Consider the following 22,484-nt stretch of genomic DNA (forward strand, 5'->3'; position numbering starts at 1 on the left):
CCGGGCTGCAGGCAGGGCGGCCCGGTGGTACGGCGCGGCGGGGCGGTGACGGTGGGGCGGGGCGGTGGTGAGGTGCGGCGGTGCGGGGGCGCTGTCCGTGGCGGAATGGGGGGTTCCTGCAAATGGAATTGCGATGTACGGTTCTGCAATCAGGTTTGCAGCATGCTGTGTCTCGTACCAGGGAGCAGGACCCGTGTCCGCATCGCAGAACCATGACCCCACCGACAGCGACGGCCAGTGGCTGGGCGACGCCCTGCCCGACGTGCCGTTGTCCAAGGCCCAGGCCAGGGTCGTCGACGTCATCGTCCGCAACCCGCAGCTGTCCTCGTACGCGGAGATCGCGGAGATCGCCGAACGGGCGGACGTGAACAGCTCGACGGTGGTGCGGGCGGCCCAGACGCTGGGCTACCGGGGCTGGCCGGATCTGCAACGCGAGTTGCGGGCCCGCTACCTGGTGCACATCTCCACCGAGGAGACCCTGACCGAACACGGCGAGCACCGCAGCCCGCTGCACGACTCGCTCACGCACGACATCGAGAACCTGCGCCAGACCCTGGAGAGCAACTCCGCCGCCGACGCGGAGGCGGCCATCGCCACACTGGCCTCGGCCAGATCGATCCTGGTGGTCGGGGTCGGCTCCTTCGCCGGTCCGGCCACCGTCATGGCACACCTCGGCTCCACCATGGGCTACCCCGTCACGCTGGAGAACCGGGCCGGTGTCCACCTGGCGACCGCCGTCAACTGCCTCGGCCCGGGGGACGTGCTCGTGGTCGTCAACATGTGGCGGTCCATGAAACAGATCATCGTCGCCGCCGACGCGGCCCGTGCGGCGGGCGCCACGGTGGTGGCGATCACCGACATGCGGCGGGGCCGGCTCGCCACCTCCATCGCCCACCACCTGCTGATCGTGCCGTCGGAGGGCATCTCCTTCTTCCAGTCCGTCACGGCCGCCACCTCGGTGGTCTACGGACTTCTCGCCGGCATGCAGACGGCCCGGCCCGAGCGCAGCCGCGCCGCCATCCGCCGTACCCAGCAACTCTGGAAGGACCTGGACGTCTACCTCGACTGAACCGTTCCTCCCCCACGCGCCGTGCGGACCTCCGATCCGGTCCGCACGGCCGGTGACACCCCACAACAGCACAGCCCCCGCCGGGCGGCGCGCCCACTCCGCCGCAGCCGCCCCACCGCACACACTCCCGCGCCGCCCGACCGGTGCCGCCCCGGAGCCCGAGTGCCCGCGCGCCTGCGCATCCGCGTGCCTGCGCGCCTTTCGTTCCACCCCTTTCGCCGCCACGTGCGAGCGCCGACTGCGCCGACCGTGTCCGTCGCACCCATCACACCCGTCGCATCCGTCGCACCCGGCACCCATCGTGCCGACCGTGCCGACCGTGCCGACGGGCCCTGTGCCCCGGCCCGGCTCCTCCGCCCGGCCCCGCCCGTGTCCGTACGCGCACATCCCCTCATGACAGGAGCACTGAACTGATGAGCAAGCACATCGCCGTCGTCGGCCTCGGCTCGATGGGCGGGGCAATGGCCTCCGCCCTGCTGCGGGCGGGGTGGCGGGTGAGCGGATTCGATCCGGCGGCCGCCGCCCGGTCCGCCGCCGAGCAGGAGGGCGTGGAGGTCGTCGAGGACCTCGACCGGCTGGCCGGCACGCCCTACGTGCTCCTGTCACTGCCCTCGGCCCGCGTGGTCGAGACGACCGTGCCCGTTCTGCTGGCGCGGCCGGGCACGCTCGCCGTCGTCGACACCACGACGTCGGAGCCGGGCACGTCCGCCGAGGTCGCGGTCCTCGCGGCGGAGCAGGGCGTGGCCTTCGTGGACGCCCCCGTCTCGGGCGGTCGCGACGGTGCGGCAGACGGCCGGCTCACCGCGTTCGTCGGTGCCGAACCCGACGCGCTCGACGCGGCCCGGCCCGTCCTGGACGCGCTCACCGGCGGCCGGTACCGCCACCTCGGCGTCCCCGGCTCCGGGAACGTGGTCAAGCTCCTCAACAACGTCCTCGCGGCGGTCAACCTGGTCGCGGTCGGCGAGGCCCTCGCCGTGGCGAAGGCGTACGGCGTCGATCCCGCCGTCGCGGCGGCGGGCATCAGCGGCGCGTCCGGCGCCAGCAGGGCGTCCGCGGCGATGTACCCGGACTGGGTGCTCACCGGCACCTACGACTCCGGCTTCGCCCTGGGACTCATGGCCCGGGACGCCGCACTCGCCGTCGAGACCGCGGGGCGGCGCGGCGCGACCCCGCACCTGCTGGCCACCGCCAGCCACGTCTGGCAGGAGGCCCTGGCCGCGCTCGGCCCCGACGCCGACTTCACCGAGATCGCCCGCACCGTAGCCCCCTCCCTCACCTCCGAAGGAGCCACCGCAGCATGAGCACCACCACCACTGCCTTCCCGGCGGATCCGGGCACGTCCGGCGCCGCCACCGCCCGTGCCGTTCTCGACGCCGCCTTCCCGCAGGGCCTCGGCTCGTTCGTCGACGGCCGGGTCGTCACCGGCGGCGGCGAGAGGGTGCACCTCACCGCCGCCGCGACCGGGGAGGGCTTCGCCGACTACGCCGACGCCGGGGCCGAGGGGGCCGACGCCGTGCTGGCCTCCGCCGCCCGCGGGGCCGGGGTCTGGGCCGCGACCGACCCGTTCGAACGGGCCGCGATCCTGCGCGAGGTCTCCCGGACGATCGGCGCGCACACCGAGGAACTCGCCCTCCTGGAATCCGCCACCACCGGCAAGCCCGTGCGCGACACCCGCGCCGAGGCCGCCAAGGTCGCCGAGATGTTCGGCTACTACGCGGGGTGGGCGGACAAGCTGCTGGGCCACACGATCCCCGTCCCGGGCAACTGGCACACCTACACCGAGCGGGTCCCCTGGGGCGTCGTGGTGGCCGTCACCCCGTGGAACGCACCCCTGTTCACGGGCGGCTGGAACTCGGCCGCACCGCTCGCGGCCGGCAACGCCGTCGTCGTCAAGCCCAGCGAGTTCACCCCGGCCTCCACCCTGCGGCTGGCCCAGCTGGCCCACCGGGCGGGGCTGCCGGACGGGGTGTTCAACGTCGCCACCGGCCTCGGCGCCACCGTCGGCGCCGCCCTCACCTCCGACTCCCGGGTCGGCAAGGTGTCCTTCATCGGCTCGGTCGCCACCGGCCGCCGGGTGGCGGTCGCCGCGGCGGGCGCCGGCATCCCGACCGTCCTCGAACTCGGCGGCAAGAGCGCCAACATCGTCTTCGCCGACGCCGATCTGGACCGGGCCGCCGACGGCGCCGTGTCGGCCGTCTTCTCCGGGGCGGGCCAGTCGTGCGTGGCCGGCTCCAGACTGCTCGTGGAGCGTTCCGTGCACGCGGAGTTCATCGCGCGCGTGGCCGAGCGGGCGTCCCGGCTGCGGCTGGGCGACCCCCTCGACCCCACCACCGAGGTCGGCCCCATCATCACCCGGCCCCAGTTCGGCACGGTCACCTCGCTGATCGAGGCCGGACTCGCGGGCGGCGCCCGCCGGGTGACCGGCACACGGCTGCCCGACCGGCTCACCGGATCGGCACTGGCGGGCGGACACTGGGTGTTGCCCACCCTGCTGGACGGGGTCACGCCCGCCAACCCGCTGGAGACCACCGAGGTCTTCGGGCCGGTGGTCGGCGCCGACGCCTTCGACACCGAGGCGGAGGCCGTCGCCCGCGCCAACGCCACGGACTTCGGCCTGGCCGGGGCGGTCTGGACCCAGGACGTCGCCCGCGCCCACCACGTGGCACGTGCCGTGAAGTCCGGCACCTTCTGGATCAACTCCTACAAGACCATCCACGTCGCGGTGCCCTTCGGCGGCTTCGGCGACTCCGGACACGGCCGTTCCTCCGGCCCCGGAGTGCTGGACGAGTACACGCAGACCAAGGCCGTCTGGACGCCCACCCGGGCCGCCGGCGCCCCGTTCCCCTCCCTGAGCTACTAGGAGACACCGTGGCCACGAACAATCCCACCGATCCCACCGATCCCACCGATCCCACCGACACCGGAGCCGACGTCCGCGGCCGGCTCGGGACCGGCATCTCCACCGGCATCTCCACCGGTGTGTCGGACTGGCAGGACCGCGTGCTCGAACTGGCACGCAGCCTGCACGCACACCCCGAAACCTCCTTCCAGGAGACCGGGTCCGCCGCGGCGATCACCGAACTGCTCGCCGCGGGCGGGTTCACGGTCGAGCACGGCACGGGCGGCCTGCCGACCGCGTTCACCGCCACCGCGGGCAGCGGCGAGCTGACGGTCGCGCTCTGCGTCGAGTACGACGCGCTGCCCGAGATCGGCCACGCCTGCGGCCACAACCTCATCGCCGGTGCCTCGGTGGCCGCCGCACTGGCCCTGGCCCCGTACGCCGACGAACTCGGCATCACACTGAAGGCGATCGGCACCCCGGCCGAGGAGCACGGCGGCGGCAAGACGCTGCTGCTGGAGGCCGGCGCGTTCGACGGAGTGGGCCTGGCCCTGATGGTCCACCCGGTGCAGGACGGGATCGGCCACAACCCCGCCGGGAGCACCTCGCAGGCGGTCGGCCGGTACCGGGCCGTGTTCCGGGGACGCGCGGCGCACGCCGCGGCCGCACCCCACCAGGGCGTGAACGCCGCCGACGCCGCCACGCTCTCCCAGGTGGCCGTCGGCCTGCTGCGCCAGCAACTGCCGGGCGACCAGCGGGTGGCGCTGTTCGTCTCCGAGGGCGGTGCCGCCACCAACATCATCCCCGAGCGGACCGCCGTCGACTTCGAGTGCCGGGCGTTCACCCTGCCCGAGTACGAGACGCTGCTGGAGCGCGTCCGGCGGTGCTTCGAGGGCGCGGCCCTGGCGACCGGCACCGAGCTGACCGTGGAGGCCACCGAGCCGCTCTACGAACCGCTCGTGCAGGACGAAGCGCTGGCGGGCTTCTGGACGGCGGCCATGGCCTCCTTCGGGCGGGACGTCACCTCCGGCGGCCGGCTCGCCGGCGGCTCGACCGACATGGGCAACATCAGCCGGGTCATCCCCAGCCTGCATCCGTGGCTGAGCATCCCGGGAGCCGACGCGCCCATCCACTCCCACGCCTTCGCGGCCGTCGCCGACACGCCCGTGGCGTACGACATGATGTTCGAGGCGGCCCGTGCCCTCGCCCGGACCGTCGCGGACGCCGCGGTCGACACCGAACACCGGCGGCGTTTCGTCGCCGCGGCCCACCGCCGCGACGGCGGCGAGGAGGCGGTGACGAGATGAGCACCCCCACCACCACCGTTGCCGAGGACCGCGTCGCCGGGGCGCGCCAGACCCTGCCGATCGCCGCCCTGGCCCTGGTCATCGCCCTGGTCGTGCAGGCCGTCGGGCAGCTCGACATCGACCTGGGCGTCGGTTCCGTCATCGTCTTCCCCATGGTGTGGGGGCTGATCCTGGGCCTGCTGGTGTCGGTCCAGAAGGTCCGCCCCCTCGGCATCCGCCTCCAGAAGGTGGCGTCCGCGCTCGTCGGCGTGGCCGTGATGCTCCTGGTCGCCCGGCTCGCCTTCAACATCGGCCCCAGCCTGCCGACGCTCGTCAAGGCCGGGCCCGCACTGCTGCTCCAGGAGATCGGCCACCTCCTGGGCACGGTGGCGGTGGCCCTGCCGCTCGCCGTCGCACTGCGTCTGGGCAAGGCCACGGTCGGGGCCACCTTCTCGCTGGACCGCGAGCCGTCCTTCGCGATGGTCTCGGAGAAGTACGGGCCGGACTCCGACCAGTACCGGGGTGTCCTGGCCATGTACGTGTTCGGCACGATGTTCGGAGCGGTGTTCATCACGCTCCTGACCTCGCTGGTGTCGAACTGGAACATCTTCGACCCGCTGGCCCTCGCCATGGGCGCGGGCGTCGGCTCGGGATCGATGATGGCCGCCTCGTCGGCCAGCATCGTGGCCGCCTACCCGGGGCACGAGGAGGCCATCCTCGGCATGGCGGCGGTGTCGAACCTCATCACCACCATCCTCGGGGTCTACGTGGGCATCTACGTGGCACTGCCGCTGGCGGACCGGTTCTACCGCTTCCTCACCCGCCGCCAGAACACCCGCACGCCGGGGACGACGACGCCCGCCGCCCCGGCCGTCCCCGGTACTCCCGCCACCCCGGCCGTCCCCGGTACTCCCGACGTCCCGGCCGTCCCTGTGGCCCCGGCCGCCCCCGCTGCCCCGGCCGTTCAGAAGGACGACGCCGCCGCGAACCGCGCCTTCCGGGAGGAGGTCGCCGCCGCCTCGGGCGAGATCAGGCTCCCGCTCCCGCTCTCGCTCGGCGTCCTGACGGTGCTCGGCCTCGGTACCGCCTCCGTCGCGGCCGGCACGATCGGCTGGGACATCGTCGGCGGCTACGCCGTACTGCTGGGCCTGGTGCTGCTCGGCCTGTTCCTCGCCAGGGTCAGCCGGAAGGTCTCCGCGATCGTGTGGATCACCACGGTCGGCGCGTATGTGTCCAGCCCGTGGTTCTTCGCCTCCGACAGCCTCAACGGCCTGGTCGGCTCGGTGGACTTCCTGTCCATCGCCACGATCATGCTGACCCTCGCGGGACTGTCGCTGGGCAAGGACCTGCCGCTGCTGCGTCACATCGGCTGGAAGATCGTCCCGGTCGGACTCGTCGCGATCACCGCCTCGTTCCTGCTCTCGGTGGTGATCGCGGAGTTCACCCTCGGCGCGTGGGGCTGACCCCGCCGGACATCCGCCGGAGACGGCCTCCGCCCCGCCCCGCGCCGAACGGCGCGGGGCGGGAGCGTCTCCCGTGTCCGGCGCCATCCCCGCTGCCGACCGGCGGTCAGGAGCGGGTCCGGCACAGCTCCCGGTCCACGAGCGCGCTCATGGCCTGTCGGGTGTCCTGGCCGCCGTCACCGGTGGTGTACACCACGACGGTCCGGGTCCCGTCCCGGGTGACGCCACCCCAGGTGTGATAGCCGAGCAGTTCGCCCGGATGGCCGAAGTAGCTGCCGCCGCAGGACAGCGGGATCTCGCCCAGACCGAGTCCGTACCTCGCACCCAGGCCGGGCGCGGGCCCGGTGGCCGTCATCTCGTCGAGTTGTGCCGAACCCAGCAGACGGCCGCCGAGCAGTGCGGCGTAGAACCGGCTCAGGTCGTGCGTGGTGCTGATGATCGAGCCGGAGCCGACGGCCATGCTCGGATCGAGCGTCGTGACGTCGATGTCGGTGCCGGTGCCGAACGCGGCGTAGCCCCGGGCATGCGGGCCCGGGACGAACGGGAAGGTGCCGGGTGCACCGGTGTCCCCCAGGCTCAGCGGGCGGATGATCCGGTCGGTGACCTCCCGCGCCCAACTCCGGCCGGTGACCTCGTGGATGATCATCGCGGCGAGGGTGTAGTTGGTGTTGGAGTACGACCAGCCGGTGCCCGGGGGAAAGACGGGAGGGTGCCGCATCGCCAGTCGCACCAACTCCTCGGGAGTGTGGGTGCGGAGTCGCTCGGCCCGGTAGCCGGCTGCGGTGTTCAACGCGGGTATCTCCGGCTCGACGTCGGGGATGCCGCTGGTGTGCCGCAGCAGCTGCCGCACGGTGATCCGGCCGCCGTCGTTGCCGTTGCCCCGGACCAGTCCCGGCAGCCAGTGCTCGACGGTGTCCTCCAGGGACATCCGCCCCTCGCCGACGAGTTGCAACACGATCGCGGCGGTGAAGGTCTTGGTGGCGCTGCCGATCCGGAACCTTCCGTTCTGAGGCATCGGCCTTCCGGAGCCCTTCATGGCCGTCCCGGCGTGCGCGCTGTCGCGCGTGTCCGGTGACGTCACCTCGGCGGACACACCGATGGCCCCGGTGCGGTGGATCGCCTCCACCTGTTGTCGGAGCGGATCGGCCGACCGCGGCCCCGCCGCCGCCGTCGGACCGGTCGACGCGGCGAGGACGACCGCGGCCAGGCCACTCAGGGCGAGCAGGCAGCGCCGACGCCTTCCCGATACACGCATGGTGATCGCCTTCCCTGTTCAGGTCGCCTGCGAGTTCGGGGACCTTCAGCCCATGGCCCGTCGCCCCCGCAGCCGACAGTTGGCGACCATCCCACCAGCGGGGAGCGGGCCCGCCCATCCGGCCTTCCCCCGACGTGCCGATGGGCTGTCCTCAGGGCGGCGCCGGGGGCTGCCCCCCATAAGAACACCGAGACTTCTCCGCGGTCTTCGTCGCAGTGCTTTGCCTCGCCGCCGTTTTCTTCCGGTCAGTCAGGTGATCCGGAAGAAGACGGCCCCCCACGAGTCCGTGCCGCACCTGGCCGCAAGAATGCCGCGTACGGCCCCGGTGGCGGGTTTCGGCGGAGTCGGCGGCGGGGGAGCGATGGCGAGGGCTCAGTGCTCACACAGGGAGAACGGCCGTTCGTAGAGCTCGTAGTTGTGCTCGTCGACGAAGAACTTGCGTTCCTGCATGAGCTGTTCGCGGTATTCCTTGGCCTGCTCCAGCGTCATGGTCGAAGTCTCCGCCCACGGCTGCTGCGGCGGCACATCGGATGTCGAGACGATCCTCTCCGACGGGTCGACCAGGAAGAACGCGAGGATCTTGCGGTACCCCGGCGCGGTGGGGTCCGCGAGGCGGAACGAGCCGATGCGGTGCTGCAGGATGTTCGGGAACGCCAGGCAGCGGCCCGCCGGGGTCGACACCGATCCCAACAGCTGGTTCAGCGGGTCCTCGTTCGACAGGCCGTACATCTCGCTCACGCCGTCGTCGTCGTTCTGCTCGTAGTCCGGGTCGTCGAGTGCCGCCCGGAAACTCAACTGGCTCTCGGTGATGTTCTCGCTGTCCCAGTAGTAGATTCCGGTCGAGACGATCCGCTCGTTCAACATCCCCTCGACATGCCAGGAACCGCCGGAGTACTCGGGCTTCTCCGGGGTGAGGTGAATGGTGGCGAGCTTGACGATGACCTGGAGCCGGCGGCCGCGCAGGTCGACGCGGGAGGAGTCGTCGGGCAGCGCGGGCGGGACGAATTCCGGGGCGTCCGGGACGACCGGAAGACGTTCGTACCACCATTTGGCCTCGGCCATCTCCCAGGCGAGATGGGCCTTTTCGTCGTCGGGGTCGGGCTCGACCGGCTTGTCGGGGGCCTCGTTGTACCACGCGTAGGGATCGGCGTCGATCCGCGGGGGACGCGGATTGTGCAGATCGGTGAGCACGTTCTCCAGCAGCGGGCGCATGCGTGCGAACAGGTCCGGCAGGACGGAGGCGAGTTCCGTGTGATCCACGGGGTGGACGTTGTTGACGTACGAACGGAAGGCGATTTCGCCGTCGTCACCGATCTCGACATCCGTGGGCAACCACTGGAAATTCTCCGAGAATTCGTACCGGGTCCTGCTGGCCTCCGAGGTCTCCCAGACATGCTCGGGCGCTCCGCTCGCCTGCCGCACGAGGCAGAACAACGAGGGATGGACCAGATCCAGCACCTGGCCGTCGGATCCCGGATGCCAGTCCTTCTCCGCTTCGGGAACCTGCTCCAGGACCCGGACCGCCCCGCGCAGCCGGGACCTGAGCTCTTCGTCGATCAGTGTGTCCGACTGCCACACCCCGTCGACGGTGGACGCCTCGATGCCGGTCCGTTCGTCCCGCAGCCCGGCGTAATACGCCAGTTCGGCGAGCACATAACGAATCTGGGCTTCGGTCAGACCCTGCTCGGTCGCTTCTTTCGTCCACTTGGCAACGATTTCGGCGTCGTTCATCTTTTCGAACCACTCCGATTTCGCCCGGATGTGGGCGCTGCACTGCATCATCTCGAGTTCCCGCAGCGTTCGGGGTTTCTTGAACGATATTCCGTAGGAAGCAAGAAAGGGCAGCGGGAAAGCGGACAGGCCGGTCAATTCTCTCGATCCTCCCAGTCGATGTTCAGCGGCCGGAAGGATACTTCAGCGCACTGACACCGCAGCCGCAGCCGCAGCCGCGGCCCTGGTCATGACCGGTGCGGGATCGGGCAGGTAGGGAGTGATGTTGCGCCAGGCGCGCTCCACGTACTCCTCCTTCTCGCCGACCGGGGCGACATAGTGCAGTGCGTCGTCGGCGGCCTCCTTGCCCGCGAGGCGGGCGATGACCCAGGCGGCGAGGTAGTGCGAGGCCAGGCAGCCACCGGCGGTGGCGATGTTGCCCCTGGCGTAGAAGGGCTGGTCGAGCACCTCGACGCCGGCGGCGGCGACCCAGGGCCTGGTGATCAGGTCGGTGCAGGCGGGGATGTCGTGGAGCAGGCCGAGCCTGGCCGACACGAGCGCGCCGGAGCACTGCGCGGCGATGAGCCGGCGCGAGGGGTCCAGGCCCCGCAGGATGCCCATGATCGCCGGGTCCTCGACGACCTCGCGGGTGGCGATGCCGCTGCCGATGATCACGGCGTCGGCGGCGCACGCCTCCTCAAGGGTGGACATCTGCTCGATGACCACCCCGTTCATCGACGTCACCCTGGGGCCCGGGGTGGCGATGGTGACGCGCCAGTCGTCGGCCCTGACGCGGTTGAGCACACCGAGTGCGATCAGGGAGTCGAGTTCGTTGTAGCCCTCGAAGGTGAGGATGGCGATGTGCACGACGGCTGTCCTTCCGGATGGGTGGACCCCGACGGTAGGAAGCCGCGAACAGGACAGTCAAAGAATTGTCATGGATACAATCCGGCACATGGCAGCCCCGCGGTACAAAGCATTGGTCGACTCGTTCGCCGCCGACATCCGGACCGGGCGGCTCGCCGCGGGCGTACGGCTGCCGACGCACCGCGGACTCGCCGCCCGCGAGGGCATCGCCGTGGTGACCGCGACCCGGGTGTACGCCGAGCTGGAGGCGATGGGGCTGGTGAGCCGGGAACAGGGCCGCGGCACGTTCGTGCGCGACATCGCGGTTCCCGCCGGCCACGGCATCGATCAGCAGGCCGTGGCCACCGACGCGGTCGACCTCAACTTCAACTGCCCGTCGCTGCCCGGACAGGCCGATCTCCTCCGGCAGGCCCTGCGCGAGGTGGCCACCTCCGGCGATCTCGAATCGCTGCTGCGCTACCAGCCCCATCGGGGGCGCCCCCAGGACAGGGTCTCGGTCGCACGGCACCTGGAACGCCGGGGAATCACCACCGACGCGGACCGGATCCTCATCACCAACGGCGCGCAGCACGGCCTGGCCGTCACCGTCATGGCCGCGCTCGACGCCGGCGACGTCGTCGCGGTCGACGCACTCACCTACCCGGGTTTCAAGGTGCTCGCGCACGCCCTCCACCTCGACCTGGAGCCCGTCCCCGCAACAGCCGACGGACCGGATCTCGACGCCCTCGAAAGGCTGTGCGCGACCCGCCCCGTGCGCGCGATCTACACCATGCCCACCCTGCACAACCCCCTGGGCCGGGTCATGCCGGCGGCCGACCGGATCCGCCTGATCGAGATCGCCCGCCGGTACGGCCCGCTCCTCATCGAGGACGCCTCCTACGCCTACCTGGTCGAGAACCCGCCACCGCCCCTGGCCGCGACCGCGCCGGACATCACCGTCCACGTCTCGGGACTGTCCAAGAGCGTCGCCACCGGCCTGCGGGTCGGCTTCGTCGTCGCCCCGCCGGCTGCGGTGCCGTCGCTCGAACGCGCGATCCGGGCGACCACCTGGAACACCCCGGCCCTCACCACCGCGATCGCCTGCCGCTGGCTCGACGACGGCACGGTGGACCACTTGGAGGCCCGGAAGCGGGAGGACGCCAGGGCGCGCCAGGCGATCGCGCGGCAGGAGCTGGCGGGGCTCCCGCTCATCGGCCACCCCTCGTCGTACTTCACCTGGCTGCCGCTGCCCGACGAAGCGCGCGCCGACCGTCTGACGGCCGCCCTCGCCCGCCGGAACATCTCGGTGACCACGGCCGAGCCGTTCAGCACCTCGGCCCGCACACCGCAGGCGCTCCGCCTCGCCCTGGGCTCGACCGATCCGGACAGCCTCCGCTCGACGCTGCGCACGGTGCGGCGAGTCGCCGTGGAGGACGCCTGCGCCTGAACTCCCCCTGGCCGGGCGGCTCCTGTCCGTACGGGCGTCGAAGGGCTCACTGGCCCCGGTTGCGGTGGGCGGCGACCCGGACCCGGGTTCCGCAGCGGGGCGAGCAGTAGCGTTGCGGTGCGCGGCGCCCCGTGTCGATGAAATACCGGTCGCATCCGGGCGCGGCGCAGCGGCCCCATGCGCAGTAGCCGCGTTCGCCGAGCCAGAGCGCCAGGGCGAGTGCGGCGGTGGACAGCAGCCACGGGGCCGGTCGTGAGTCCTGGGGCGCCTGGGTGTGGAGCGACCAGCGGCGCCCCGGCAGGCGGGCCAGCCGGGGCCGGGCGGGGTACCGGTCGAGCAGGACGTTGATGGCCTCGGCGGCGCTGTCCTCGTCCTTCGTGTCCAGGATTCCGGCGACGACCGCGACGGCCTCCCGCATCTCTTCCGCGGTGGTCGCGGTCAGCCGCAGCGGCTGACCGCCGTGCGCTTCCACCACGGCCTCGAGTCCGGCCGGTGTGGCCCCGCTCCCGTCCTGCACGGCGTTGACCAGATCGGCAAGGAAGTACAGGCCGCGTGGGTTGTCGTCGGCGAACCGCTGGTCCATGGGCTTCTCCCGTTTCGATGGGGCGGCATCACCCCACCATGGTAACGTCTAAAAAATACTTAGTCGTTACGCGGTCGTTCGCGCAGGTGGAAAGAGGCTTCCCGTGGCCGAGTCGCATACGTCCGTGCTGGTCGTCGGGGGCGGACCCGTCGGTCTGACCCTGTCTTGTCTGCTGTCGGGCCACGGCGTGGACCATGTGCTGATCGAGGCCCACCCCGCCACCTCGCTCCATCCGAAGGCCCGGGGCGTCTCGGCCCGGTCCATGGAGATCTTCCGGCGCATCGGGCTGGAGGGAACGGTCCGCGCCGCGGGGCTGCCGCCCGAGCAGGTCCGCTTCTACCGGGGCCGCGACCTGGTCGACCCCGACCACGTCCGCACCGGTCCCGCCCAGGAGCCCGACGAGGGCCCCGAGCACACGCCGTCGCCGGGCCTCATCTGCTCCCAGGACGTCCTGGAGCCCCTGTTGCTGCGGCGTGCCGAGGAACTGGCCGGTTCCCGGGTCCGGTTCGGCACCCGGCTGGTCTCCTTCACCGATGACGGCCTCGGCGTGCGGGCCGTCGTCGAGGAGCGGGCCACCGGCCGCCGGGACCGTCTGCGGGCGGACTGGCTCGTCGGCTGCGACGGCGCCGCGAGCACCGTGCGGGCCGGGGCCGGCATCGCGATGGAGGGCCCGACCGGCCTGGGGCGGTACCTGAGCATCCGCTTCGAGGCGCCCCTGGGCCGGGCGGTGGCCGACCGCGCCAGCGCCTCGTACTTCCTCACCGTCCCGGGGCGGGGCGGGTTCATGGCCGTCGACAACGACCGCCACTGGATCTACCAGTACCCCCTCGGCGCGGACGCGGCGGCGGATCCGACGGACCACCGGCTCCTGGCCGGGCTCGTCCGTACGGCCGCGGGCATCCCCGACCTGGACGTGACCATCCGCGACACGATGACCTGGCGCATGGACGCCCGGCTCGCCGACGCCTACCGCCGCTCACGCGTCCTGCTGGCGGGCGACGCCGCCCACGTCGTCCCGCCGACCGGCGGGCACGGCATGAACACCGGAATCGGCGACGCCGACAACCTCGCCTGGAAACTCGCCGCCGTCATCGCCGGACACGCCGACGAGGCACTGCTGAACACCTACGGGGACGAGCGGCGCCCCCTCGCGCGCCAGGTCATCGACATCTCCACGGCCAACGCGACGAACCGGGCCGGCTACCGCATCGACGACGAACTCCTCCTGACCGCCGCCTACCGCTCCGCCGCGGTCATCCCCGACCCCGCCGACGACCCGGTCCCCGCCCCCGGTCCCGCCGACGACTCCGCCCCCGGACCCGCCCCCGCCGGCGACTCCGTCCCCGACCCCGAACCCGCCGGCGCCCCCGGCCCCCTGAACGCGTCCGGCTACCGCCCCGGCTGCCGGCCGGGGGAGCGCGTCCCCCACGTCCGCCTCACCGGAGGCCCCGCAGGAGTGACATCCACCCTCGACCTCATCGGCCCCGGCTTCACCCTGCTCGTGGCCGACGGCGACCCGGAGTGGCAGCGGCAGGCCGAGGCCGTACGGCAGGCGGGCGTCCCCCTCGCCCTCCGCACCATCCGCACCGGCACCCAGCGGGAGGCGGAACCCGGCCGATGGCCGAGCGTGCTCGGCACCGAACACGCGGACGCCGCGCTCCTGGTGCGCCCCGACGGGCACATCGCCTGGCGCGGCGCCCGCCCGGCGGACCTGTCGACGCTCCCGGCCCTCGTACGGCGCGTACTCGCGGCACCGTGATCCCCCGCCGGCACGGTCCGGCGGCTCGGCGGGGCGAGGACGACTGCCCACCGGCACGGCCCGGACCCGCCCCGCGGAAGGGAATCGGGGAACGTGCACCACCGCGACCCCCGGGCCACAGGACGCGTTCACCGGGCGACGTGGATTCCCCGGGCCGATTCCCCGTCGGGCGGGTACTGCCGGACAGGAGCCGACGGACGGGCGTTGCCGAGTCGGAGCGTTTCTCCCTGATGAGCGGTGGAGGTCAAGAGGAAGTGGCGGACAGGTGGGTCGCTGATGCTTTGCCGGGCAGCACGGAGAGGTCTTCCTCCGTGGCGCCCTGAGCCCGGAGGAAGGCGGGTACGGAACCGTGGTGACTGCGGATCCACAACAGCGCGCGACGAAGATGTCCGGCCGTGACCGGCAGGGTGTTGTGTCCCCGTGGGCCCGACGGCTGCGCGACGGGCAGACCCAGTTCGGTGTTGGAACGCACGAAGTCCGCGATCACCTCCGTCTCGGACGCCCCGAACAGTGTCTGCACGAGGGCGACCACGACACCGGTCCGGTCCTTCCCCGATGCGCAGTGGACGAGCACTGGTCCCGCGCCCTCGGCGCGCAGGTGTCGCAGCACTGCCAGCACAGCACGGCCGGAATGCTCGGCCATCGACGGGTAGAGCTCCATCTGCTCCTGCGGCCACCGCTGTTCGGCGAACACCGGGACATGCAGGTATCTGATCGCCGCCCCGTGCAGGGCATCCGGCCGGTCGGTGACCTCGGGGCGACTGCGCAGGTCGACGACCGCACGCACCCCCAGGCCCTCCAGCTCGCGTGCCCCCTTCGCCGACATCGTGTGCAACGCGCCGGACCGGTGGAGGACACCGGGGCGCAGTTCCCCGACTCCGCCGGCGTCCCGGAAGTTCCGCACCCCGTCGATACCGGCCGGCGCGGTTGCTCCCACCCCATTGATCATCATCGGTTCACTGTACGTTTTCACGTTCAGAGGGCTGTTTCAGGGGTTGCGCATGCTTCCGGGGCATGATTCCGGTTTGCGGTGCGGGCCGGGAATGTTGTGGCAGCGGTCTGTCGCCGGGCCCGGACGAGTGCCCGGGGAGACACGCTCTACTCGCGGACCCGGGCGTTCACCGCGAGATGCGCGTCACCGCTGTCCGCGTCCAGGCCCGCGAGCAGGCGCAGCCCGTCCTCGGCGGGGCTGCCGGGGGCCGCGGACAGCACCAACAGCTCCATGCCCGACTCGTCCGGCAGCGCGAAGTTCTCCTGGTGCAGGTCCAGCGGTCCGACCAGCGGGTGCCGGTACGCCTTGCGCCCGTGCGTGCGGGCGCGCACGTCCGCACGGGCCCACAGACGGCGGAAACGCTCACTGCCCATCGCCAACTCGCCGATGAGCGAGGCAAGTCGGGGATCGTCGGGGTACTTGCCGGCGGCCAGGCGCAGGTGTCCGACCACGTCGAGGGTGCATTGCTCCCAGTCCGCGTAGAGGCCGCGCTCGGCCTCCTCCAGGAAGATGTGCCGGGCGGTGTTCAGACCCGGCATCGGCCGGCCGAAGAGGAGCCCGGCGAGCCGGTTCCCGGCGAGCACGTCCAGGCGGTGGTCCATGATGAGCGCGGGCGCGTCGACGACCAGGTCGAGGACGCGCAGCAGTTCCGGCCGGACCCGCCCGCCCGGCGCCTTCGCGCGGCGGCGGCGCTGCCGCGCGAGCCGGTCGAGGTGCCCGCGTTCGGTCTCGTCGAGGCCGAGGACGCGGGCGAGCGCGTCGAGCACCTGCTCGGAGGGCTGGGTCGCGCGGCCCTGCTCCAGGCGCACGTAGTAGTCGACGCTGACTCCGGACAGGTGCGCGATCTCCTCGCGGCGCAGCCCTTCGACCCGGCGGCGGCTGTCGACGGGGATGCCGACGGTTGCCGGGGCGACCCGGGAACGCCGGGTCCGCAGAAAGCCCGCGAGATCGTCCATGCCCTCCAGTATGGCCTCGGCGCCGTCGGCGAAGGTGGCCCTGCCGATACCAGGAAGTCCCGTCCTGCGGAAGGGGCGCCCCTGAACGCCGGGCGCCGGGGAGCCCAGGATCGAAGGCATCCGATCCGAAGGAGTTCCCATGAAGACGCTGATCGTCCACGCCCACCCGGAGCCGAAGTCGCTCAACGGCTCGCTGAAGGACCTCGCGGTGTCCACGCTGGAGGGCGCCGGGCACGAGGTGCGGGTGAGCGATCTGTACGCGATGAACTGGAAGGCGGTCGTGGACGCCGGGGACTACGGCTCCCACGCGTCGAGTCCGCTGAAGGTCGCCCGGGACTCGGGCCGGGCCTTCGGCGCCGGGACGCTCACTCCGGACGTCATCGCCGAGCAGGAGAAGCTGTTGTGGGCCGACACGGTCATCCTCCAGTTCCCGCTGTGGTGGTACACCATGCCCGCGATCCTCAAGGGCTGGGTGGACCGGGTGTTCACCCACCGCTTCGCGTACGGCGTCGGCGAACACAGCGACACCAAGTACGGCGAGCGCTTCGGCGAGGGAACCCTCACGGGCAGGAGGGCCCTGCTGTCGGTGACCGTCGGCGGCCCGGAGTCGCATTACGCCGCCCGCGGGATCAACGGCCCCATCGACGACCTGTTGTTCCCGATCCACCACGGCATCCTCTACCACCCGGGCATCGAGGTGCTGCCGCCGTTCGTGCTGTACGGCGCCGACCGGATGGGCGACGCGGAGTACCCGGCCGTCGCCAGGGCCTGGGAACGGCGCCTGCTCACCCTGGAGTCGACCGAGCCGATCGCGTTCCGGCGGCAGAACTTCGGCGACTACGAGATCCCCTCGCTGAACCTGAAGGAGGGCCTGGAGCCCGCGGGCCGCACGGGTTTCGGGCTGCACGTGCGCGGCTGACCGCCGACGAGGAGGACGAGGGGAGGGCCTCGGGAAGGAACCGCTGTGTTGTGCGGGCCTTCCCGCGTGCGGGGGTCGGTCGTGCCCAGGGCGCCGGTCTGTCCCGGGTACTGGCTCGTCCCGGGAACCGGTCCGTCCCCCGAGGGGCCGTCCGCCGTGGGCGTCGGTCCGTGGCGGGGAGTCAGTCCGTGGCGGGGACGCCCAGGACGGCGTGCATGCCGCGCAGCGCCCACTCCTCCGCCCGGCTGTCGCCGTGGAGGAGCCGCGCCGGGGTGATGCCGGCGGCCAGGGACTCCAGCCCGTAGACGACCTGGGGCGCGTCCGTCCCGGGCGGGAGGTCCCCGGCGGCGACGGCGGTGTCGATGTCGTGGCGGAGGGTGTCCCGCCAGCGGGTGCGGCCCTCGGCGATCCGGTCGTGCACGGCGCCGGTGCGGCCGTCGTAGTCGTAGGTGACCTGGGTGAGCAGGCAGCCCCCGGAGTAGCCGGGATCGGCGGCGTAGCGCACCCAGGACGCGCAGACGGCCAACAGCCGGGGCAGCCCCGCGTCGAGGTGGCGCACCGGTTGCCAGACCCGGGTGCGGACGTCCTCCAGGACCAGGTCCACCGTCTCCAGCTGCAGCTTCTCCTTGCTGCGGAACTGGCCGATCACACCCGCCTTGCTCATCCCCAACCGGTCCGCGAGCCGACCGATGGTGACGCTGTCCAGGCCCTCCGAGGAAGCGATCTCGGCGGCGGCGCGCAGGACCGACCGTCGGGTTTCGAGCGCTGCCTGAGCCGATGCACGTCCTGCCATGCCCGACAGCTTAGCAAACGACCGTACGGCATTGACGTACGAACGATCGTACTCTTAAATCCTCGCCATGACGCCTTCCGCCGCCACCCGCCGGGCCTCCCTCGCCCTGTTACTCGCCTGCGCGGGCACCTTCCTGAGCTTTCTCGACGCCACCGTGACCAACCTGGCGGTGCCGCCGATCGCCGACGACTTCGACGTCCCGCTGACCACCGTCTCGTGGGTCGCCACCGCCTACGTGATCCCCTTCGCCGCCCTGCTCGCCCCGGCCGGGCCGCTGGCCGACGCGGTCGGCCGCGCCCGCCTGTTCCTGATCGGCGTCGCCGTCTTCACCGCGTCGTCGCTGCTGATCGCCGTGGCCCCGGCCCTGCCCCTGCTGCTCGGCGCCCGCGCCGTCCAGGGCCTGGCGGCGGCCCTGCTGGTACCCGCGTCGCTGGGGCTGGTGCTCGCGGAGATCCCCGCCGAACGCAGGCGCGCCGCGATCGGCACGTGGAGCGCGGCGGGAGCCCTGGCCGCCGCCGCGGGACCCGCCGTCGGCGGCGTCATGGTCGAGGCGCTCGACTGGCGGGCGCTGTTCTGTCTCAACCTGCCGGTGGGCTGCTGGGTGCTGATCGCCGGACGGAAGCTGCTGACCGGCGAGTCCCGTACCGGCGAAGGCCCCGACCTCGTGGGCGGTCTGCTGCTCGCCCTCTGCATCGGTTCGGCGGTGTACGGCCTGACGCAGGGCCCCGACCACGGCTGGACCTCGGTGCACGTGTCGGCCGCCTCCGGCGTCGCCGTGCTCTCGGGCACGGCGACCGTGCTGCGGGCGCTCCGGCACCCGCGACCGGCGCTGCGACTCGACCTCTTCCGCAGCCGGCCCTTCGCCGTCGCGAGCGGCGTCTCCCTCGCGTACGGCGCCGCGCTGTTCACCACGATGCTGCTCGGCGTGCTCTTCATGACGGACGCCTGGAACTACTCCGCCCTGGAGGCCGGTCTCGCGATGAGCCCGGCGGCGCTCGTCACCGCCGCGGTCGGCATCGGCATCGGACGGCTCCCCGTCGCCCTCACCCCGCGCACGACGGTGGCGGGCGGCTCGGTCCTCGTCGCCGCCTCGACGGCCGCACTGGCCCTGCTGATCGACACCGAGCCGCGCTTCTGGACGCTCTGGCTGCCGGTCGGAACGGTGATGGGCGTCGGCATCGGCATGGCCACCGTCGGCATCTCCGGTGCCGCCGCGCTCTCCGTCGTGCCCCGGCACTTCGCCGCCGCGACAGGCATGGTCATGGCGGCCCGTCAGGTCGGCGGCGGCCTCGGCATCGCCGCCACGGCCGTGATCGTCGCGGAGGTCTCCGGTACGGGCGCGCAGCCTTACGCCGCCGTGTACTGGTTCGCCACCGCCGTCAACCTGGCCGCCGCCGTCGGCGGCCTCGCCCTGCGCGTCGCACCCCCGCCCCTGCCACGCCCCGCATCCCCGGCCGCCACCCGGCCCCTCGAAGGAGACCGACGATGACCTCCCGGCCGTACCGGACCCCCACCGACCTCGCCGACCCCACCGACCTCGCCGCCGAGCTGTCCGACCCGTACTGCATGGCCCCGGACACCGCCGCCGAACTGCTCCGCGACCTCCCGTGGAACCGGCTGGTCGTGATGGGGGACAGCGTCACCGCCGGTGTGATGGACCTCCTCCCGGGCTACCGCGAGCGCTCCTTCGCCGACCGCTTCACCGACGCCCTCGCCGCCACTCGCCCGGGCTTCGCCGCGGTCAACCTGGCCACGCCCCACCTGCTCCTCGACGGGATACGGGACCAGCAGCTCATCCCCGCCCTGGACTTCGGGCCGGACGTGGTGATGGTGAGCGCGGGCGGCAACGACGCCTTCCGCAGCTTCGACCCGAAGACGCTGCGGGCCCGACTGGCCGCGCTCCTGACGCCCCTCGCCGAGAGCGGTGCCCTCGTCGTCACCATCGGTCTGTTCGACCTCGCCCGGTCGGGCCTCGTCCCGCCGGAACACGCCGACAACATGGCCCGCCGCTTCGACGAGCTCGACCGCGTAACCGCCGAGCTGGCACGCGCACTCGGCGGCATCCACATCGACACCCACCACCACCCGCTCGCCGCCGACCCGGGCATCTACGCCGCCGACCGCGTCCACGCCAACGCCCGAGGCCACGCGGTCGCCTTCGCAGCCATCGCGACCACACTGGCCCAGTACGCCCGGGAGCATCCGGGCGACCGACCCGGCCCCCTTCCTTTCCCGGTCGGCCGGTGCCGGACCTATGCCCCGTCGGCCCCGGACACCAGCTCCGCCATGACGGCCGGTGGCAGGGACGGGTTGGCGGCGGCGGCTTCCCCCACCTGCCAGTCGTCGTCGGCGAGCAGTTCGACGAGGACCTCCGGCGGCACGGCCGGATGCCCGGCGGCCACCCGCCGAGCCTGCCGGTCCGCCAGACAGACGAGCAGCGCCGGGCCGGTCGCGCCGGGGTGCCGGGCGATCTCGCGCAGCGCCTTCCGGGCAGGCGGTACGTGCCCGGCCAGATCCTCCAACAGGGCGGGCGGGGTCCCCGGGTTGGCCGCCACCCCGGCGGCGACCTGGGCCCCGTGACGTTCGACCATGGCCCGCAACCGGGTCTCCGAGAGGCCGGGGTGCCGCGCGACGGACTTGGCCACCTTCGCGTCGGGGTCGTCGGTCAGCGCGTCGCGTATCCCGGCCGGCAGATCGCGCCGCTCGGCCAGGAGCATCCGCAGCACCGGATTCGACGACCTGGCCAGATCCTCGACCTCGGAGGAGGAGGCGGAGGCGATGCGCGGCAGCAGGGACGGGCCGATTTTGGTGGCGGCGGCCAGCTCGGAGAGCACGTCGAGCGGCACACGAGGGTTGTGCGCCAGGCAGCGCCGCACGTCGTGACCGCGGTCGGCGGCCAGCACACGGATCACGGCGTCACCGATCGCCGGGTTCCCCGCGAGTTCGTCCCGGACACCGGGAACGGGATCACCGGCGAGCCGCGCCGCTGTCTCCGGCGGCAGGTCGGGACGGGCGGCGAGCAAGCCGCGCAGCAGCGTCGAAGGGTGATCGGCGAACCCGAGAAGAACCTCGATCGGAGTGGCGGGGTTCTGCAACGCCTGCTCCGCCAGATCGTGGAGGGTGGACTCGTGCGAACCGTCGCACGAGGCACCGGGCCGCAGGTCGCAGTCGGGCCGCGGACAGTTCGGATCGTGCGCGAAGGGCGTCTCCTCCGCGTCGCAGACCAGACACCGCTCCGCCGGTGACAGTCCCTCGCCGGTGACCAGCATGGCCAGGACCCGCGGTGGTGTCGCCTCGTTGGCCACCACCGCGCGGCGGACCTCGGCATGCGGGTGGTGCGCCAGACGGGCCGCCAGGTCCGCCGTGGTCCACGACGCGAGTTCCACGACGACCCGTACGTCCGGGTCGGCGGCGAGCGTCTCCCGCACATCGGCCGGAAGCCCGGGACAGGCGGCCAGCTTCGACCGGTGCTCGACATCGGGGTCCCGGGCGAAGAGCCGCGCCCACTCCGGGTCGCCGGAACCCTCGTCGAGCAGGGCGAGCGCGGCCTGCGGCCGGGTACGGGGGTCGACGTCGGCAGCGGTCAGCCGACCCTCGTACGCGAGTCGTACGGCGCTCTCCTCGACGCGGGCGGCCAGGGCGACCGCCTGCTCGCGGCTGAGGTCCGCGCGACCGGCGAGGCCGTGGGCGACGTCCTCGTCCGCGACCGCGATCAGACGCCGGACCAGCTCGAAGGGCAGGGCTTCATTGGCGGCGAGGCCGCACAACACATGGTTCACAGGAGGACATCCTGCCCGGACCGCGGCCGGAACGACGGGGTTCAGGCTCGGAGCAACCGGAGTTCGGGTTCGGAACGGCCCGGGTTCAGGCGTCGAGCTCCGAGACGCGTGCGTGCAGGGCGCTGAGGACGGGCGCGTACTTCTTCGCGTTCTCCGGCGACTGCCGCGCCCGGCTGAAGGCCATGCCCAGGGCGTACTCCGTCGGCGCCGCACCGCGACCGAGCAGCCAACGCGCCATCAGCGTCCTCCCGGTGGTGACCGCGTACTCGAAAGCCGTCCCGCCCTTCATCACGGCATCGATGTCCGCCCCGCGGTCCAGGAGCAGAACCACGGTCCACGGGTGGCCCTGGTCCCCACCGGTCGCCACCACCAGCGGAACCCACTCCATCAGGCCCTGGGCGTCCATGGAGGCCCCGGCATCGAGCAGCACTCCGACCATCTCGGCGTCGGGGCGCATCGCCGCCCGGAGCATCGGCGTCAACTCGTCGTACTCACCCGTCCGCCGGCACGGATCCGCCCCCGAGGCGAGAAGAAGCCGGACGACATCGACATGCCCCGCGCCCACCGCGAGATCCAGCGCCGTACGCCGAACACTGTTCGGTGAGTCCACCTCGGCACCCGCGTCCAACAACTGCGCCACCGCGGCCACGTCGCCGTCCTCCGCGGCCCGCGTCAGCCGATCAGGCATGTCCATGTCCCCATCATCCCCGGCGACAGGGAACCCGGGCCGTCCGCGGTCCGCTCGGACGCCGGGGTGACGAGGAGTTTCCCGTTCTCCTCCGCGGACGT

At 72.5% G+C, this 22,484-nt stretch carries 18 protein-coding genes and 1 pseudogene; 10 read left to right on the forward strand and 9 right to left on the reverse strand.

What is annotated here, in order from left to right; genetic code table 11:
- Positions 1 to 193 precede the first annotated feature (193 nt).
- The 5 genes from ABZZ04_RS29755 (at position 194) to ABZZ04_RS29775 (ending at position 6,657) form a co-directional block, all read left to right on the forward strand.
- Complete coding sequence (locus tag ABZZ04_RS29755) at positions 194 to 1,069, forward strand: MurR/RpiR family transcriptional regulator (RefSeq protein ID WP_356935312.1); 876 nt, start codon at positions 194 to 196, stop codon at positions 1,067 to 1,069.
- A gap of 143 nt (positions 1,070 to 1,212) precedes the next feature.
- A complete protein-coding gene (locus tag ABZZ04_RS29760) occupies positions 1,213 to 2,370 on the forward strand; it encodes an NAD(P)-dependent oxidoreductase (protein WP_356935313.1) in 1,158 nt (385 codons plus the stop codon).
- Positions 2,367 to 3,929 carry an aldehyde dehydrogenase family protein gene (locus tag ABZZ04_RS29765; RefSeq protein WP_356935314.1) on the forward strand — a complete coding sequence of 521 codons (1,563 nt, stop codon included), beginning with the start codon at positions 2,367 to 2,369 and terminating at the stop codon, positions 3,927 to 3,929. Before ABZZ04_RS29760 ends, ABZZ04_RS29765 begins: the two co-directional genes overlap by 4 nt.
- Before the next feature lie 8 nt (positions 3,930 to 3,937).
- Positions 3,938 to 5,215, forward strand: coding sequence for an amidohydrolase (locus ABZZ04_RS29770; protein WP_356935315.1), 1,278 nt, complete (start codon positions 3,938 to 3,940; stop codon positions 5,213 to 5,215).
- Positions 5,212 to 6,657, forward strand: a complete 1,446-nt coding sequence (locus tag ABZZ04_RS29775; RefSeq protein ID WP_356935316.1) for a DUF3100 domain-containing protein — start codon at positions 5,212 to 5,214, stop codon at positions 6,655 to 6,657. Before ABZZ04_RS29770 ends, ABZZ04_RS29775 begins: the two co-directional genes overlap by 4 nt.
- A 106-nt stretch (positions 6,658 to 6,763) precedes the next feature.
- Here ABZZ04_RS29775 and ABZZ04_RS29780 read toward each other — a convergent pair whose 3' ends face one another.
- From ABZZ04_RS29780 to ABZZ04_RS29790, 3 genes are all read right to left on the reverse strand, one after another.
- Positions 6,764 to 7,912, reverse strand: a complete 1,149-nt coding sequence (locus tag ABZZ04_RS29780) for a serine hydrolase domain-containing protein (RefSeq protein ID WP_356935317.1) — start codon at positions 7,910 to 7,912, stop codon at positions 6,764 to 6,766.
- A gap of 372 nt (positions 7,913 to 8,284) precedes the next feature.
- Positions 8,285 to 9,781, reverse strand: a complete 1,497-nt coding sequence (locus ABZZ04_RS29785; RefSeq protein WP_356935318.1) for a DUF4246 domain-containing protein — start codon at positions 9,779 to 9,781, stop codon at positions 8,285 to 8,287.
- Positions 9,782 to 9,826: 45 nt separating this feature from the next.
- Positions 9,827 to 10,489: a DJ-1/PfpI family protein gene (locus ABZZ04_RS29790; protein ID WP_356935319.1), complete on the reverse strand. Its 663-nt coding sequence runs from the start codon at positions 10,487 to 10,489 to the stop codon at positions 9,827 to 9,829.
- An 88-nt stretch (positions 10,490 to 10,577) separates the two neighbouring features.
- Between ABZZ04_RS29790 and ABZZ04_RS29795 the strand changes: the two genes are divergently transcribed.
- Positions 10,578 to 11,915, forward strand: coding sequence for a PLP-dependent aminotransferase family protein (locus ABZZ04_RS29795; protein ID WP_356935320.1), 1,338 nt, complete (start codon positions 10,578 to 10,580; stop codon positions 11,913 to 11,915).
- Between the two features lie 46 nt (positions 11,916 to 11,961).
- Here the strand turns inward: ABZZ04_RS29795 and ABZZ04_RS29800 are convergent, their stop codons facing one another.
- Positions 11,962 to 12,498, reverse strand: a complete 537-nt coding sequence (locus tag ABZZ04_RS29800; RefSeq protein ID WP_356935321.1) for a CGNR zinc finger domain-containing protein — start codon at positions 12,496 to 12,498, stop codon at positions 11,962 to 11,964.
- Between the two features lie 103 nt (positions 12,499 to 12,601).
- Between ABZZ04_RS29800 and ABZZ04_RS29805 the strand changes: the two genes are divergently transcribed.
- On the forward strand, positions 12,602 to 14,257 hold the full coding sequence (locus ABZZ04_RS29805; RefSeq protein WP_356935322.1) for an FAD-dependent monooxygenase: 1,656 nt from the start codon (positions 12,602 to 12,604) through the stop codon (positions 14,255 to 14,257).
- 244 nt (positions 14,258 to 14,501) lie between these two features.
- Here ABZZ04_RS29805 and ABZZ04_RS29810 read toward each other — a convergent pair whose 3' ends face one another.
- Together ABZZ04_RS29810 and ABZZ04_RS29815 are read right to left on the reverse strand one after the other, a co-directional pair.
- Positions 14,502 to 15,209 (reverse strand): tyrosine-protein phosphatase, encoded by a 708-nt coding sequence (locus ABZZ04_RS29810; RefSeq protein ID WP_356935323.1) that lies wholly within the window; start codon positions 15,207 to 15,209, stop codon positions 14,502 to 14,504.
- 146 nt (positions 15,210 to 15,355) lie between these two features.
- Positions 15,356 to 16,204, reverse strand: coding sequence for a helix-turn-helix transcriptional regulator (locus tag ABZZ04_RS29815; protein ID WP_356935324.1), 849 nt, complete (start codon positions 16,202 to 16,204; stop codon positions 15,356 to 15,358).
- 139 nt (positions 16,205 to 16,343) lie between these two features.
- Here ABZZ04_RS29815 and ABZZ04_RS29820 point away from each other — a divergent pair, with 139 nt between their 5' ends.
- On the forward strand, positions 16,344 to 17,123 hold the full coding sequence (locus tag ABZZ04_RS29820) for an NAD(P)H-dependent oxidoreductase (RefSeq protein ID WP_356935325.1): 780 nt from the start codon (positions 16,344 to 16,346) through the stop codon (positions 17,121 to 17,123).
- 181 nt (positions 17,124 to 17,304) lie between these two features.
- On the opposite strand, the gene ABZZ04_RS29825 is transcribed toward ABZZ04_RS29820, so the two are convergent.
- The gene (locus tag ABZZ04_RS29825) at positions 17,305 to 17,916 is read right to left on the reverse strand and encodes a TetR/AcrR family transcriptional regulator (protein ID WP_356935326.1); all 612 of its coding nucleotides are present in this window, start codon (positions 17,914 to 17,916) and stop codon (positions 17,305 to 17,307) included.
- Between the two features lie 67 nt (positions 17,917 to 17,983).
- Here ABZZ04_RS29825 and ABZZ04_RS29830 point away from each other — a divergent pair, with 67 nt between their 5' ends.
- The gene (locus ABZZ04_RS29830) at positions 17,984 to 19,405 is read left to right on the forward strand and encodes an MFS transporter (RefSeq protein ID WP_356935327.1); all 1,422 of its coding nucleotides are present in this window, start codon (positions 17,984 to 17,986) and stop codon (positions 19,403 to 19,405) included.
- A 137-nt stretch (positions 19,406 to 19,542) separates the two neighbouring features.
- A pseudogene (locus ABZZ04_RS29835) lies at positions 19,543 to 20,073 on the forward strand (SGNH/GDSL hydrolase family protein); the annotation flags it as partial.
- 95 nt (positions 20,074 to 20,168) lie between these two features.
- Here the strand turns inward: ABZZ04_RS29835 and ABZZ04_RS29840 are convergent.
- Positions 20,169 to 21,695 (reverse strand): hypothetical protein, encoded by a 1,527-nt coding sequence (locus ABZZ04_RS29840; RefSeq protein ID WP_356935328.1) that lies wholly within the window; start codon positions 21,693 to 21,695, stop codon positions 20,169 to 20,171.
- Between the two features lie 85 nt (positions 21,696 to 21,780).
- On the reverse strand, positions 21,781 to 22,389 hold the full coding sequence (locus tag ABZZ04_RS29845) for an ankyrin repeat domain-containing protein (RefSeq protein ID WP_356935329.1): 609 nt from the start codon (positions 22,387 to 22,389) through the stop codon (positions 21,781 to 21,783).
- Positions 22,390 to 22,484: the final 95 nt, after the last annotated feature.

Origin of the sequence: Streptomyces sp. NPDC006435, assembly GCF_040612315.1 — a bacterium.
Lineage (GTDB): Bacteria > Actinomycetota > Actinomycetes > Streptomycetales > Streptomycetaceae > Streptomyces.

Excerpts from the sequence above, each read along its gene's own strand:
- ABZZ04_RS29765 (WP_356935314.1), top strand. The coding sequence starts at position 2,367 with ATGAGCACCACCACCACTGCCTTCCCGGCGGATCCGGGCACGTCCGGC.
- ABZZ04_RS29775 (WP_356935316.1), top strand. The coding sequence starts at position 5,212 with ATGAGCACCCCCACCACCACCGTTGCCGAGGACCGCGTCGCCGGGGCG.
- ABZZ04_RS29780 (WP_356935317.1), bottom strand. The coding sequence starts at position 7,912 with ATGCGTGTATCGGGAAGGCGTCGGCGCTGCCTGCTCGCCCTGAGTGGC.
- ABZZ04_RS29795 (WP_356935320.1), top strand. The coding sequence starts at position 10,578 with ATGGCAGCCCCGCGGTACAAAGCATTGGTCGACTCGTTCGCCGCCGAC.
- ABZZ04_RS29800 (WP_356935321.1), bottom strand. The coding sequence starts at position 12,498 with ATGGACCAGCGGTTCGCCGACGACAACCCACGCGGCCTGTACTTCCTT.
- ABZZ04_RS29810 (WP_356935323.1), bottom strand. The coding sequence starts at position 15,209 with ATGATGATCAATGGGGTGGGAGCAACCGCGCCGGCCGGTATCGACGGG.
- ABZZ04_RS29815 (WP_356935324.1), bottom strand. The coding sequence starts at position 16,204 with ATGGACGATCTCGCGGGCTTTCTGCGGACCCGGCGTTCCCGGGTCGCC.
- ABZZ04_RS29820 (WP_356935325.1), top strand. The coding sequence starts at position 16,344 with ATGAAGACGCTGATCGTCCACGCCCACCCGGAGCCGAAGTCGCTCAAC.
- ABZZ04_RS29825 (WP_356935326.1), bottom strand. The coding sequence starts at position 17,916 with ATGGCAGGACGTGCATCGGCTCAGGCAGCGCTCGAAACCCGACGGTCG.
- ABZZ04_RS29830 (WP_356935327.1), top strand. The coding sequence starts at position 17,984 with ATGACGCCTTCCGCCGCCACCCGCCGGGCCTCCCTCGCCCTGTTACTC.
- ABZZ04_RS29845 (WP_356935329.1), bottom strand. The coding sequence starts at position 22,389 with ATGGACATGCCTGATCGGCTGACGCGGGCCGCGGAGGACGGCGACGTG.